Origin of the sequence: Kocuria sp. LUK, assembly GCF_021012935.1 — a bacterium.
In the GTDB taxonomy this organism is placed as follows: Bacteria; Actinomycetota; Actinomycetes; order Actinomycetales; family Micrococcaceae; genus Kocuria; species Kocuria flava.
Window position 1 is genome coordinate 237,786 of sequence record NZ_JAJMZI010000006.1, and the last position, 13,114, is coordinate 250,899.

Consider the following 13,114-nt stretch of genomic DNA (forward strand, 5'->3'; position numbering starts at 1 on the left):
CGTGCCCGGCCGCAGCACCGTCCCCCGCCTGATCAACGACCGCTACGAGGTCGGGGAGGCCATCGGCCGGGGCGGCATGGCGACCGTCCACGTCGGGCGGGACCTGCGGCTGGGCCGGCGCGTGGCGATCAAGGTGCTGCGCCCGGAGCTGGCGCAGGACGACTCCTTCCACGAGCGCTTCAAGCGGGAGGCGCAGTCGGTCGCCGCCCTGAACCACCACTCCATCGTCTCCGTCTACGACACCGGGGAGATCGCCGCGAGCACGGAGGAGGGGGTGGACCGCCCCTACATCGTCATGGAGTACGTCCCGGGGCGCACCCTGCGCGAGCTCGTGCACCAGGACGCGGTCTCCCCGCGCGAGGCCGTGGACCTCGTGCTCGGGATCCTCGACGCGCTCGAGTACAGCCACCGCGCGGGGATCGTGCACCGGGACATCAAGCCGGCCAACGTGATCGTCACCCCGGAGGGTCAGGTGAAGGTCATGGACTTCGGGATCGCCCGGGCCGTGGAGGACACGGCCCCGGCGCTCACCCAGGCCCAGGCCGTCCTGGGCACGGCCCAGTACCTCTCCCCCGAGCAGGCCCGCGGCGCGTCGGTCGACGCCCGCTCCGACCTGTACTCCGCGGCGTGCGTGCTCTTCGAGCTGCTCACCGGCCGGGCCCCGTTCGTGGGCGAGACCTCCGTGGACGTCGCCGCCCAGCACGTGCGCGACACCGCCCCCGTCCCCTCGCAGGTCGACCCGCGGCTCGGCCCCCGGGTGGACGCCTTCATGGCGCGGGCGCTGGCCAAGGACCCCGCCGAGCGCTTCCAGGACGCCGGGCAGATGCGCCGGGCGCTGCGGGAGCTGCGCACGGCCGTGCCGTCGGACCTCGAGCAGACCCAGCCCGTCGCCGCCGTGCCGGTGCGCGACGAGGACACGAAGACCCTGCCCCCCGTCCTGGCGGCCGCGACCGCCGCCGGGACCGCGGCGCCCGCCGGCCCCGTTCCCCCCGGCCCGCCGGGCACCGGTTCCGGCGCGGTGCGCCGCAACCGCGGCGGCCTGCGGGCCGCCCTGTTCACCCTGCTCGTGCTCGCCGTGCTGGCGGTCGCCGGCGTCCTGGCCCTGCAGTGGGTCCAGGCCGGGCGCGAGGGACCCGCTCTCGCGGTGGTCCCCCAGGTGGCGGGCATGGACGCGGCGGTGGCCGAGACCGCGGTGCGCGACGCCGGGCTCGTGCCCGAGCGGGACGAGGTCCACAGCGACGACGTCTCCGAGGGAGACGTCGTGGCCACGGACCCCGCCGCCGACACCCAGGTCGAGCAGGGCAGCACCGTGGTCCTGGAGGTCTCCCTCGGGCCCGCTGAGGTGGAGGTGCCCGGCGACCTCGCCGGCCGCTCCGAGGAGGAGGTGCGGGAGGTCCTCGAGGCCGCCGGCCTCGACCCGGGCCCGACCCGCACCGTCAACAGCGCCTGGGTCCCGCGGGGCGCGGTCGTCACCACGGACCCGGCGAGCGGGACGAGGGTCCCGTCGGGCTCCGAGGTGGAGCTCGTGCTCTCCACCGGCCGCGTCACCGTGCCCGACGTCGTGGGGATGCCCCGGAACGAGGCCGTCGCGGCGCTGTCCGCGGACGGGGTGGGCCTGGGCGCGGAGGTCGTCGTCGCCGAGCGCTCGGACGTGCCGGCCGGGCAGGTGGTCGAGCAGAGCGTGGCCGGCGGCGGCTCCGCCCCCCAGGGGGCCACGATCACCCTGACCGTGGCGGTCGCCCCGCCGCCGGAGCCCAGCCCCGAGCCCACGCCCGAGCCCACCGAGGAGGAGACCCCCGAGCCGAGCCCCACCGCGGAGGAGGACGGGGAGGAGCCCACCGCGGAGCCCTCGGAGGAGCGCACCGGCGCCCCCGAGGAGGGTGGGGAGGACGGGGGCGACCGCGCCGCGGCCGCCGAGCGGGCGCAGGAGCGTGCCGCGGAGCGCGCCGAGGCAGCCCGCGAGCGGGACGAGGAGGCCCGCGGGCGGGAGCGCTGAGCCGGCCCTCAGGCGGTCATCAGCGGGGAGAGCGAGGACGCCGCGCGCGCCGCGCCCTTGAGCCCCGCGAGCTCCAGCCAGTTGCCGAGCATGCGGTAGCCGCCCTCGGTGAGCACCGACTCCGGGTGGAACTGCACGCCGTGCAGCGGGGCGCTGCGGTGCTGCAGGCCCATGATCACCCCGTTGGGCGTGCGGGCCGTGACCCGCAGGACGTCCGGGACGGACTGGGCGACCACCGCGAGCGAGTGGTAGCGGGTCGCCGTGAAGGGGCTGGGCACGCCGCCGAACACGCTCGTGCCGTCGTGCTCCACGCGGGAGGTCTTCCCGTGCATGAGCTCCTCCGCGTGGGTGACGGTGCCCCCGTAGGCCTCCGCGAGCGCCTGGTGGCCCAGGCACACCCCGAGCAGCGGGGTCCCCGTGGCCTCGGCGTGCCGGATCAGCGCCGTGCACACGCCCGCGTCGGCCGGGGCGCCGGGCCCGGGCGAGAGCAGCACGCCGTCGTGCTCGCCGGCCAGCTCGCGGGCGGCGTCCTCGCCGAGGTCGTCGTTGCGGATCACCGTGGTCTGCGCGCCGAGCTGCTGGAGGTAGCCGACGAGGGTGTAGACGAAGCTGTCGTAGTTGTCCACGACGAGGATCCTGACGGTCACGGGGACTCCTGGGGTGCGGTGCGGAACGGGCCATCCCAGCTTACGCGCCGGGTCCGGGGAGCCGGTCCGCCGTCCGCGGGAGGACGGCCGCCGGAGGACGGGGACGGCTAGACTGGTCCACCGGACCCCCCGCCGTGACCACGGCCCGCCCTGCCACCAGGAGGAACAGTGCCCGAGTCCAAGAACCGCCGCCGGAAGGCCGGCCGCCGCACCCCCGCCGAGGACCGGGGCGCGGCCTCGACGCGCGTCGACGAGGAGCTGGCGCGGCTGGCGGCGGAGGGCCTGCCCGGCGGCTCGACGTCCGCCTTCGACCCGGACGCCGCGGCCACGGCCGTGGCGGCGGAGCTCACCGAGCGCTCCCGGCACGGCGGCCCCGTGCCGCCCTCCCCCACCCCGACCTGGTACAAGGTCCTCATGCTGGGCCTGATGGTCCTCGGCCTGCTGTGGCTGATCGTCTACTACCTCTTCCAGGGCCTCTACCCGGTGCCCGGGATCGGGACCTGGAACATCGGCGTGGGGCTGGGGCTGATGATGGTCGGCCTCGTCATGACCACGCGCTGGCGGTGACCGCCGTGCCCGAGCCCCGCGATCCCGACCGGACCGGCAGCACGGCCGGCGGCGACGACGGTGCGCCCCGCCCGCTGAAGGACGAGATCGCCGCCTCCCGCCCCGCCCGGGGGCGGCGGGTGGACCCGGCCCGCCTGGAGGTGCGCCTGCGCCGGTGGGCGCTGCTGCTGCTGATCGCGGTGCCGGCGGTGTGGTTCGTCGTCGAGCGCCTCGGCTGAGCCCGCACGCGCAGCGGCCCGCACCCCGTGGAGGGGTGCGGGCCGCTGCGCGTGCGGGGCTCCGGGGCTCAGGCCTCGGCGGAGACGGACTCCTGGCCCTCGACGGTCTCCTCGGGGTCATCCTGCGGCGCGGTGAAGGCCACGTCGAGCTCGATGGTGACCTTGTCCGAGACGAGCACCCCGCCGGCCTCCATGGCGGCGTTCCAGGTGATCCCGAAGTCCTTGCGCGAGATCGTGGTCTTCGCGCCGAAGCCGGCGCGGGTCACGCCGAAGGCGTCCACGACGACGCCGTTGAACTCCGCGCTCAGCTCGACGGTGCGGGTGACGTCCTTGATCGTCAGCTCACCGGTGATCGTCCCCTCCTCGCCGTCGAAGGCGACCGCGGTGGAGGTGAAGGTCATGGTGGGGTACTGCTCGACGGCGAAGAAGTCGGCGCTGCGCACGTGGGCGTCCCGGTCGGCGTTCTTGGTGTCGATGGAGGCCATCTGCACGGTGGCGCTCAGACGGGAGTCCTCGAGGGGCTCGGCGACCAGGAGCTGGGCGTCGACCTCGCGGAAGACGCCGCGGACCTTGGAGATCCCGGCGTGGCGGACGGTGAAGCCGACCTCCGAGTGGGCGGGGTCGAAGGTCCAGGAACCGGGGACGAGATCGGTGAGCTGCGACATGGTGTTCTCCTCGGGTGGTGGGGGTTTGTTGCTGTGTCAAATACTCTAGGACGCCTTTGGTGATGTGTCAACGAACTGGGGGTGAACTTCTTCCGCTGTCATGCCGACGGGGCGCCCCCCGGTGGTGGGAGGCGCCCCGTCGGCGTGGCAGCGGCACGGCCGGCCGCGTCAGGGCGAGCCCGGCAGGGCGGAGTCCTCGCTGAGGCCGTGGAAGCGGCGGCGGTGGTAGACCAGCGGCGAGCCGGAGCTCTCCGCACCCAGCACGTCCACCACGGCGGCGTTGAAGACCAGGGCGGGACCGGCCTTGATCCGGGCCAGCGGCACGGCCCGCAGCACCCGGCCCACGCCCAGCAGGCGGGGCTCGCCGGTGGGCAGCTCCTCCCAGGGCATGTCCGGCCCGAAGCGGGGCGCGCCGGAGACCGCGAAGGACTGCGCCAGGGCGAGGTCCTCGGCGTCGAGCAGGTGCACCAGGAACGAGGGCGCCTCGGCGACGACCGCCGCGGAACCGCGGCGGGCCTGCAGGGAGAAGCCCAGGATGGGCGGGTCGACCGAGACGGAGGAGACCGAGGAGGCGGTGAGTCCCACCGGGCCCTCCGGCCCGCGCGCGGTGATGACGGCGACGCCGGCCGGGTGGTGGGCGAAGGCCGCCTTGAACAGCTCCCCCACGGGCCCCAGCCCGGCGAGGTGGTCGGCGGGCACCTCGAGGTCCCTGACGTCGGCGGCGAAGCGCTCGGCGGGGACGCCGCCGTCCGGGACCACGCTCAGGCGCGCGTCCTCGGACGCGCGTCCGGGTCCGGGTTCGTGGTGCTGGGCCGCCATGGGGGTCCTTCCGTGGGGATCGTGCTCGGTGGATCGGTCCGGGCCCGTGCCGTCGGGCCCGCCCGCTGCGACCACGCTACGACCAGAACCCGGAGCCCCGGGACCGCATTCCCCGGATGACGTCATCCGGGTCACGTGGCGTCATCCGCTCGACACCGCGGCGTCCGCCTGCTACGGATCTCCCGGTCAGGGGCGGAGGCCGTGGTAGCCGCGGCCGAAGTGCACGAGCGGGTCCGCGGCGCCCCCTTCCGGCACACCCCGCCCCAGGGCGACGACCTCGCCCACGACGAGCCGGTGCGTGGCGGCCGTGTGCACGGCCGTCGTCCGGAGCTCGAACCATGCGAGGGAGCCCGCCAGCACGGGCGCCCCGGAGTGCGGCGCCCGCCGGAACGGCACCCGGTCCAGGAGCCCCTCGACGGGGTTGCCGGGGCTGGCCAGCCAGTTGGCCGTGCCCTCGTGCTCGCGCCGCAGCAGCGAGAGGGCCCACGCCCCGGACTCCTCCACGGCCTCGCAGATCCGCCCCTCCTCGAACAGGCTCACGAGCATGGTCGGCGGGTCCCAGGAGACGTCGAGGAAGCCGGTGACGGTCGCGGCGTGGTCGCGCCGGCGGTGCCGGGCGGCCACCACGCCCACGCCGGAGGCGATGTCCGCCGCGAGCAGCCGGTAGGCGCCGGTGTCCTCGGCCGAGACCGAGGACGGTTCCACGAGGTGGGCCGGGACGGGATCGGGCAGCTCCATGCGGCCAGTCTGGCACGCCCCCGGCCGCCGCGCCCGCCCCGGGGCTCCCGGCCCCCGAGCCATGGGTCCGGAGGGTGCTCAGCCCCGGGGCGCTCAGTCCCGGGGCGCTCGGTCCCGGGGGGCTCGGTCCCGGGGCGCTCGGTCCCCGTGCGCCGGGGCCCGCCCGGTCATCCGCAGCGTGAGGTTGAGCCGGCCGCCGCGCATGCCGAGCCCGGCCGGGGCCGTGCCGGGACGGATCCGCGGCACCCCGTGGAAGGCGTAGCGGGACGGGCCGCCGAAGACGAACAGGTCGCCGCTGCGCAGCTCGAGATCGCGGTAGGGGGCCGAGCGCGTGAGCGTGTTGCCGAAGCGGAAGACGCACGCGTCCCCGAGGGACAGTGAGACGATCGGCGCCGCGGAGGCCTCGTCACGGTCCTGGTGCATGCCCATCCGGGCGGCGGCGTCGTAGAAGTTCACGAGCACGGTGTCGGGGCGGTAGTCCTGCGCTGCGGGCGCACCCGGCCCGTAGGCCTCGGCCACGGCACGGCGGCCCAGCTCGCGCAGGTCCTGCGGGACCGCCGGTGCCCGGGTGCCCGGCCCCGTGCGCCGGTAGCGGTAGGGCTCCCAGTCCCGGCCCAGCGTGGCCGAGCGCACGGACATGCGCCCGCCGCCGGGCAGGATCGCGTGCCGCAGCGGCGCGGGGCCGGTCGCCCACGCGCGGCAGCGCACCACGAGCTCCCGCTGCTGCTCGGGATCGAGCCATCCCGGCAGGTGGACGGCGCCGGGGGCGACCTCCTCGCGCTCGCGGGGCAGCGCGAAGAGCTCGGGCACCCCGGCGGGCAGCGGAGGCCCCTCGGCGGGGTGCGTCGGCTCGTCCATGGCACCCGAGCGTAGCGGCGGGGGCCGACACGGGTGCTGTGCCCGGGACCACTGCGCCGCGGCGCCCCCGGGAGTAGCGTGGAGGCCCTCCCCGACCCCGAGAGGTGCTCCGCATGCCCCTGCCCCTGTCCGTCATCGACTTCGCCACGGTCCGCCGCGGCGCCTCCGTGGGCGAGGCCTTCGCCGACTCGGTGCGCCTGGCCCAGCACGCCGAGCGCCTCGGCTACGCACGGGTGTGGTACTCCGAGCACCACAACATGCCCACGATCGCCTCGTCGGCACCGGCCGTGCTCATCGCCCACGTCGCGGCGCACACGTCCTCGATCCGGCTCGGCGCCGGTGGGGTGATGCTGCCCAACCACGCGCCGCTCGTGGTGGCCGAGCAGTTCGGCACGCTCGCCGAGCTGCACCCCGGCCGGATCGACCTGGGCCTGGGCCGGGCTCCCGGCACCGACCAGCGCACGCTGCGGGCGCTGCGCCGCGACCCCTCCTCGGCCGAGGCGTTCCCCCAGGACGTGCGGGAGCTCCAGGGCTACCTGAGCGGACGCTCGCTCGTGCCCGGCGTCGCGGCGGTGCCCGGCGCGGGCACGCACGTGCCCCTGACGATCCTGGGCTCCTCCCTGTTCGGCGCCCAGCTGGCGGCGGCCTACGGCCTGCCCTACGCCTTCGCCTCCCACTTCGCCCCGGACGCCCTCGTGGAGGCCGTGGCCGCCTACCGCACGTCCTTCCGCCCCTCCGAGCAGCTCGCGGAGCCCCGGGTGATCGCCGCGGTCAACGTCATCGCCGCCGACACCGCCGAGGAGGCCGCCGCCCAGCAGGAGACGGCGCGCCGCGAGCGCGTGCGCGCCATGGTCGGGCGCGGGCGGGAGCTGAGCGAGGCCGAGCTGGACATGGTGATGGACAGCCCGGCCGCGGACCAGGTGCTGCACATGCTGCACTGGTCCACCGCGGGCACGGGCCCGCAGGTGCGCGAGTACCTCGAGCGCTTCGCGCGCACGGCCGATGCCGACGAGCTGATGATCGCCCCGGCCTCCCCCGGCCGCGAGGAGATGCTGCGCTCCCTGGAGATCCTCTCGGGGGCCTGGGGCCTGGCGGACCCGGCTCTTCCGCAGGCGGCCGGCCGGGGATAGGTTCGGGCTCAGCGCGGGCGCCGCCCGGCCCCGCCCCGTCCGGAAAGGCCCGCCATGCCCCCGCCCCCCACCCGCCGCGCCGCGGCGGTCCTCGGCGCCACCCTCGCCCTCACCGGGCTCGGCGTCCCGTCCGCTGCGGCCGCGCCGCCCACCCTCGACGTCGTCAATCTCGGCGACTCCTACTCGGCGGGGATCGGCACGGGCGGGGTGCGTGCCCGGCCCTGGGACGAGCGGTGCCTGCAGGGCTCGGGGCGGGACCACGTCGCCGCCCTCGACGACCACCCGCGCGTGGACGTGGTGCTCGACGCCGCGTGCGCGGGCTTCCGCAGCGCGGACGTGGCCGCCCTCGCCGGGACGCCGGCGGTCGCGGCGGCGCTGGCCGGGGCCGACGCGGTGACCCTGACCCTCGGCGGCAACGACGTGGGGTGGGGCGAGTTCGTGGCCCGGTGCGGAAGCCGGGGCGACCCGGAGGGGTGCGAGGAGCTGCAGGACGAGGCGCCGGCGCGGATCGCGGCGGCCGCGGAGGCCGCCGGGCGGACGGTCGCCGCCGTCGGCGACGCCACGTGCGGGCAGGTCGTGGTGCTCGGCTATCCCCGCCTCTTCGACGCCCGGCGCGACTCGGCCCTGATCACCGCCGAGCGCGCCGCCGAGCTCAACGCGTGGACCGACGAGCTCAACGCGGCCCTGGAGGAGGCCGTGACGGCCGAGGGCGCGGTGTTCGCGGACGTCACGGACCGGTTCCGCGGCCACGGCGTCGGCGCCCGGGACCCGTGGATCCTCTTCGAGCCCGGAGGGCAGGAGAACCTGCACCCCACGGAGCGGGGCTACCTCTCCGGGTACCTCCCGGCCCTGCGGGGCGAGCTCGCCCGGACCCGCTGAGGTCCGGGCCCGGTCGACCCCCGTCCCGCTGGGGCCCGCCGGGGACCTGGTGGGGTCCGCCGGGGCCCGGGCCCGCTCGCCCGGCCGGGCTCCGACCTGCACGGGCCGGGCACGAGGAAGGCCCCGGACCGTCGCGGTCCGGGGCCTTCCTCCCTGCGGCTCGGTGCCCGTCAGGCGTTGCGGGTCTCGTCCTTGACGTGCTGCGCGGAGCCCTGGGCCGAGGACTTCAGGTCCTGCGCCTCGGACCGGCCCTGCTCCTTGACCTCCTGGGCGCCCGAGGTCGCGGTCTCCTTCACGGACTGCGCGGCCTCCTGGGCGGGCTCCTTGAGGTCCTCCGCCACGTGCCGGGCGGAGTCCTTGGCCGAGGACACCGCGTGCTGGGCGTGCGGCTGCACGCGGTCGGCGGCGGTCTCGACGAGCTCCTGCTCCTTCTGCGAGGAGGGCAGCAGGGAGCCGACGAGCCAGCCGGCGCCCAGGGCGATCAGCCCGGCCGCGAGCGGGTTGCCGCGGGTCCTCGCCCGGGCGGCCTGCGGCGCGTGCTGGACGGCGTCGCGGGCCTGCTCGGCCCGGTGGGACGCCTCGTCCCGGAGCCCGTCCGTGCGGTGGCCCAGGGCGAACTCGTCGTCGGAGGCGCCCATGACCCGCTCGCGCACCCCCTGGACCTTGCTGCGGACCTTGCTCTTCTGCCGGTCGACGACCCGCTCCGGGGTCACCTTCTCGGCCACGGCGTCGACGTCGGACCCGAGACGGGCACGGGTGGCCTCGATGTCGGCGCGGATCTGCTCGGGGTTCTGCTGGCTCATGGGGTCTCCTTGGAGGGTTTCACGGTGTCCGGGATCTCGGAGAGGGTCTCACGGGTGTGGTGCACCGGGTCGTGGGTGGCCTCGGTCAGCTCGCGCCGGCCCTTCTTGAGGTTCTTCTTGCCGACGGCGGCGAGGATCGCCGCGATGACCGCCCAGACGACCGCCACGATGACGGCGGACCAGCCCAGGCCCACGAGGTTGCCCAGGGCCCACATCAGGGCCAGGGAGAGGAAGAGCAGGACGAAGTGCCCGGCCACACCGGCTCCGGCGAGCATGCCGGCGCCCTTGCCCGCGTCCTTGGCGGACTGCGAGGCCTCGCGCGCGGACTGGCGCAGCTCGGCCTTGGCCAGGGCCGTCTCCTGCTGGATGAGGGTGGAGAGGTTCGTGCTCAGCGACTTGAACATCTCGCCGAGCGACTCCCGCTCCGCCCGCGCCTCGGCGTCGGAGGGAGGAATGGGGTGGCTCATCGACGGTCGCCCTCCTGGTCGGGGTACACGGTGCCCGGCACGCGGTCGGTGTAGGTGCGGGCGGCCTCGCCCTGCTCCGCGGACCGGTAGGCGTAGGGGTCGCCCGGGGTGTAGCCGCCGGCCTGCCCGCCCTCGGGGTGGATGCCCTGCCCGGGCTCGACCCCGGCGCCGGACCGGGCTCCGGTGCGGTCGCCGGAGACGCCGAAGTACTCCTTGGCGCCCTCCTTGTCGGTGGCGATGCGGTCGCTGTCCTTCGCGCCGCGGGTCGCCCGGCCGGCGAGGAGGCCGATGCCGGCGGCCACGGCGAGGAAGGTGCCGGGGCGGCGGGCCGCGAAGCGGCGCACGTCCTGGAGCAGCTCCTGGCCGTCCTTGTTCTCCAGCGAGGAGGCGAGGCTCTCCACGCGCCCGGAGACGTTGCCGAGCAGGCCGGCGACGTAGTCCGTCTCGGGCTTCTCGCCCCGGGAGAGGGCGTTGATCTCGTCGCTCAGGGAGCGGACCGTCCCGGCCACGCGCTCCTGCTGGGGGCGGGCCTGCTCGCGCAGGCCGCTGGTGAGCTGGTCCAGCAGGCCCTGGACCTGGTGGGCGGCCTCCTCCTTGACGGCCACGGCCTGCTCCTTGGCCGTCTCCTTGACGCGCTCGCCGGAGCCGGCGGCCTCGTGCTTGAGCTGGGCGGCCTCGGCCTTGCCCTGCTCGGCGGCGACGTCCTTCTTGGAGGGGGTGCCGGTCGTGGCCGCGTGGCTCGGCGCGGCGTCGTGCCGGGTGGGGTCGTACGGGTTCGTGGTCATGGTTCCGCCTTTCGTCAGCAGATCATAAGTTCACTTAGTGCACGGACTGGGTCCAGCATAGGCCGGTGCTCGCGCTCCGCCAAGGGTCCGCGGCGCAGGTGCGCTCCGTGGCTCCCCGGCGGAGGAGCCGGCGGGTCACGGCGAGGGGGATCCCCCGTTGACGTTGAGGGTCTCGCCGATGACGTAGCTGGACTCCGGCGACGCCAGGAAGACGTAGGCCGGGGCGAGCTCGGTCGGCTGGCCGGCACGACCCAGGGGCGTCGACTTCCCGAACTCGGGCAGCGCCTCCTTGGGCTGGCCGTCGCTGACCTGCAGCGGGGTCCAGAACGGGCCGGGGGCCACCGCGTTGACCCGGATGCCCCGGGGCGCGAGCTGCTGGCCCAGACCCTTGGTGAAGTTGTTGATCGCGGCCTTGGTCGAGGCGTAGTCGAGCAGGTGCGGGGAGGGCTCGTAGGCCTGGATCGAGGTCGTGTTGATGATCGAGGACCCGGCCGGCAGGTGCTTGAGAGCGGCCTTGGTGATCCGGAACATCGCGATGATGTTGACCGTGAACGTGTCCGTGAGCTGCTCGTCGCTCAGCTCCTCGAGGCTCTCCACGGCGATCTGCTTGCCCGCGTTGTTGACGAGGACGTCCAGTCCGCCGAGGCCCTCGACCGCCTGCTCCACGAGCGAGGAGCAGAAGTCCCTGTCGGTGAGGTCGCCGGGCAGCAGCACCGCCCGGCGCCCCGCCCGCTCGATGATGCCCTTGACCGCCTGCGCGTCGGGCTCCTCGTCCGGGAGGTAGTTGAGGGCGACGTCGGCCCCCTCCTTGGCGAAGGCGATCGCGACCGCGGCGCCGATCCCGGAGTCGGCACCCGTGATCAGCGCCTTGCGCCCCTCGAGGCGCCCGGTCCCCCGGTAGGAGAACTCGCCGCGGTCGGTCTTCGGCTCGAGCTCGGCATCGAGACCCGGCTCGGGCTGGTCCTGCTCGGGGGGCTCGACCACCGGGTACCGGTCGACCGGGTTCTGGAAGGTCAGCTGGTCGGTGCGCTCGCGGTGGGCGTCGTCCGGGCGGGTGCCGCTGGTGTCGCTCATGTCCGCTCCTCTCGTCGTGCGTCGTTCATGGAAGCATACTGACGAACAGGACGGAAGCCTACTGATGACCCCCGCAGGAGCCGGAAGTTCACTGCGGGAGAACAGCGGCGGCGCGGCTCAGGCGGGCAGCCGCCGCAGGAACGCGTCCACGGCGGCGTCGAAGGCCTCGGACTGCTCCATGCTGGGCGTGTGCCCCGCACCGTCGACGACGACGAGCTCGGCCCCCGCCACGAGCTCCGCCATGCGCCGCCCGGCGCCGCCGTCGAAGGGGTCGTCGGCACCCACCACGACGAGCACGGGCAGCTCCGCACCGGAGAGGAGGTCGGTGTAGTCCCGGCGCTCGGCGCGCCCCCGCATCGCGGCGGCCGCCCCCTCGGCCGGAGCGGACTGCAGCATCGCGAGGACCCGGGCTGCCGTCTCCGGCATGGCCTCGACGTTGGCCTCGGCGATCATCTTCCCCAGCACGGCCCGCCCGTACTCCTCCATGCCCGTTCGCAGGATCGTGTCCGCCGTGACGTGGCGGCGGCGGCGGCCTGCGGTGTCCTCGGCCTGGGGAACGGTGTCGTTGACGATGAGGGCGCGCACCCGCTGCGGGTGCCGGTGCAGCAGCTCCATGGCGACCTGCCCGCCCATCGAGAAGCCGACGACGACGGCCCGGTCGACGCCCGTGTGGTCGAGCAGGGCGGCGAGGTCGTCCGCGAACTCCTCGGTGTAGACGATGCCCGCAGTGCCCTCGGACCCGCCGAATCCCCGAAGGTCGGGGGCCAGGACCCGCCAGCCGCGGGACGAGAAGACCTCCACCTGACGCTCCCACATGCTCCGGTCGTAGGCGTGCCCGTGGACGAGGAGGAGCGCAGGCCCCTCCCCCCGATCGGTGTAGGCCGTGGTGATCTCGCCGGTGCGGGCGTGGGCGGTGGGGGTCGCGGACATGCTGGGGCCTCTCTGCGGGACGACGGGGGAACGGTCGGCCTCCAGGGTAGCGAAGCCGTGCCCGGCCCCGCGCGACGGCGGGAGCCCTCGGCCGGGCACGGCAGCGCGCCGCCGGCACGGCATCGCGCCGCCGGCTCGGCGGCGGCCGGTCCGTACCGGCCGCCGTGGCGGTGGCACCCCTGTCGCGGCGCCCGCACGGCGCGTAGCGTGGCCCGCAGCCGTCGCCCGACGGCGGAGAGGAGAGGCCATGAGCCAGAACGTGCCCGAGCCCGCGCTGAACAAGCCCTCGCAGGCGGAGGGGGACGCGCCGGAGGACCAGCAGGTCGAGACGGCCGTGGACCCGGCCGGGAACAAGCCCTCGCAGGCGGAGGGCGACGCCCCGCAGGATCCGCCGGGGGACGACTGAGACGGCGCCCCGGGGAGGGGGGACGGCCGAGGTGGCGTCCGGCAACCGGGGTGCCGGGTGGGGGTGGTTGAATGCGGGGAGCCCCCGCACCGTGTGGTGCGGGGGCTCGACCCTTCTGGTGTGGTCCGGCGG

The 13,114-nt window shown here is 75.5% G+C and carries 16 protein-coding genes; 6 read left to right on the forward strand and 10 right to left on the reverse strand.

Translation table 11 applies throughout. The annotated features are described in order from the left end of the window. The first annotated feature begins 1 nt into the window (after position 1). Complete coding sequence (gene pknB, locus LQU92_RS12615) at positions 2-1,996, forward strand: Stk1 family PASTA domain-containing Ser/Thr kinase (RefSeq protein WP_230781103.1); 1,995 nt, start codon at positions 2-4, stop codon at positions 1,994-1,996. An 8-nt stretch (positions 1,997-2,004) separates the two neighbouring features. On the opposite strand, the gene LQU92_RS12620 is transcribed toward pknB, so the two are convergent. Beyond that, positions 2,005-2,643 (reverse strand): aminodeoxychorismate/anthranilate synthase component II, encoded by a 639-nt coding sequence (locus LQU92_RS12620; protein ID WP_058857981.1) that lies wholly within the window; start codon positions 2,641-2,643, stop codon positions 2,005-2,007. A 168-nt stretch (positions 2,644-2,811) separates the two neighbouring features. Here LQU92_RS12620 and LQU92_RS12625 point away from each other — a divergent pair, with 168 nt between their 5' ends. Continuing rightward, a complete protein-coding gene (locus tag LQU92_RS12625; protein WP_230781105.1) occupies positions 2,812-3,210 on the forward strand; it encodes a cell division protein CrgA in 399 nt (132 codons plus the stop codon). Continuing rightward, positions 3,207-3,428 carry a hypothetical protein gene (locus LQU92_RS12630; protein ID WP_101850870.1) on the forward strand — a complete coding sequence of 74 codons (222 nt, stop codon included), beginning with the start codon at positions 3,207-3,209 and terminating at the stop codon, positions 3,426-3,428. The genes LQU92_RS12625 and LQU92_RS12630 overlap by 4 nt, the downstream gene beginning before the upstream one ends. A 68-nt stretch (positions 3,429-3,496) precedes the next feature. On the opposite strand, the gene LQU92_RS12635 is transcribed toward LQU92_RS12630, so the two are convergent. The 4 genes from LQU92_RS12635 to LQU92_RS12650 all read right to left on the reverse strand — a co-directional run bounded on the left by LQU92_RS12635 (position 3,497) and on the right by LQU92_RS12650 (position 6,508). After that, positions 3,497-4,093: a YceI family protein gene (locus tag LQU92_RS12635; RefSeq protein WP_058857978.1), complete on the reverse strand. Its 597-nt coding sequence runs from the start codon at positions 4,091-4,093 to the stop codon at positions 3,497-3,499. Positions 4,094-4,261: 168 nt separating this feature from the next. Further along, positions 4,262-4,912 carry a flavin reductase family protein gene (locus tag LQU92_RS12640; RefSeq protein ID WP_230781107.1) on the reverse strand — a complete coding sequence of 217 codons (651 nt, stop codon included), beginning with the start codon at positions 4,910-4,912 and terminating at the stop codon, positions 4,262-4,264. Positions 4,913-5,098: 186 nt separating this feature from the next. Then, positions 5,099-5,650, reverse strand: coding sequence for a flavin reductase family protein (locus LQU92_RS12645; RefSeq protein ID WP_230781109.1), 552 nt, complete (start codon positions 5,648-5,650; stop codon positions 5,099-5,101). A gap of 93 nt (positions 5,651-5,743) precedes the next feature. Next, positions 5,744-6,508 (reverse strand): alpha-ketoglutarate-dependent dioxygenase AlkB, encoded by a 765-nt coding sequence (locus LQU92_RS12650; RefSeq protein ID WP_230781111.1) that lies wholly within the window; start codon positions 6,506-6,508, stop codon positions 5,744-5,746. A gap of 113 nt (positions 6,509-6,621) precedes the next feature. On the opposite strand from LQU92_RS12650, the gene LQU92_RS12655 reads away from it, so the two are divergent. Both LQU92_RS12655 and LQU92_RS12660 read left to right on the forward strand, forming a co-directional pair. Beyond that, positions 6,622-7,638 (forward strand): LLM class flavin-dependent oxidoreductase, encoded by a 1,017-nt coding sequence (locus tag LQU92_RS12655; RefSeq protein WP_230781113.1) that lies wholly within the window; start codon positions 6,622-6,624, stop codon positions 7,636-7,638. A 54-nt stretch (positions 7,639-7,692) separates the two neighbouring features. Beyond that, the gene (locus LQU92_RS12660) at positions 7,693-8,517 is read left to right on the forward strand and encodes a GDSL-type esterase/lipase family protein (protein ID WP_230781116.1); all 825 of its coding nucleotides are present in this window, start codon (positions 7,693-7,695) and stop codon (positions 8,515-8,517) included. A 170-nt stretch (positions 8,518-8,687) separates the two neighbouring features. On the opposite strand, the gene LQU92_RS12665 is transcribed toward LQU92_RS12660, so the two are convergent. From LQU92_RS12665 to LQU92_RS12685, 5 genes are all read right to left on the reverse strand, one after another. Next, complete coding sequence (locus LQU92_RS12665; protein ID WP_230781117.1) at positions 8,688-9,320, reverse strand: DUF3618 domain-containing protein; 633 nt, start codon at positions 9,318-9,320, stop codon at positions 8,688-8,690. Beyond that, positions 9,317-9,787 carry a phage holin family protein gene (locus LQU92_RS12670; protein WP_101850878.1) on the reverse strand — a complete coding sequence of 157 codons (471 nt, stop codon included), beginning with the start codon at positions 9,785-9,787 and terminating at the stop codon, positions 9,317-9,319. The genes LQU92_RS12665 and LQU92_RS12670 overlap by 4 nt, the downstream gene beginning before the upstream one ends. Beyond that, complete coding sequence (locus LQU92_RS12675; RefSeq protein ID WP_230781118.1) at positions 9,784-10,572, reverse strand: hypothetical protein; 789 nt, start codon at positions 10,570-10,572, stop codon at positions 9,784-9,786. Before LQU92_RS12675 ends, LQU92_RS12670 begins: the two co-directional genes overlap by 4 nt. 135 nt (positions 10,573-10,707) lie before the next feature. Then, on the reverse strand, positions 10,708-11,646 hold the full coding sequence (locus LQU92_RS12680; protein WP_230781119.1) for an SDR family oxidoreductase: 939 nt from the start codon (positions 11,644-11,646) through the stop codon (positions 10,708-10,710). A gap of 117 nt (positions 11,647-11,763) precedes the next feature. After that, the gene (locus LQU92_RS12685; RefSeq protein ID WP_230781121.1) at positions 11,764-12,576 is read right to left on the reverse strand and encodes an alpha/beta fold hydrolase; all 813 of its coding nucleotides are present in this window, start codon (positions 12,574-12,576) and stop codon (positions 11,764-11,766) included. Between the two features lie 247 nt (positions 12,577-12,823). Here LQU92_RS12685 and LQU92_RS12690 point away from each other — a divergent pair, with 247 nt between their 5' ends. Then, positions 12,824-12,982 carry a hypothetical protein gene (locus tag LQU92_RS12690; RefSeq protein WP_230781123.1) on the forward strand — a complete coding sequence of 53 codons (159 nt, stop codon included), beginning with the start codon at positions 12,824-12,826 and terminating at the stop codon, positions 12,980-12,982. Positions 12,983-13,114 lie beyond the last annotated feature (132 nt).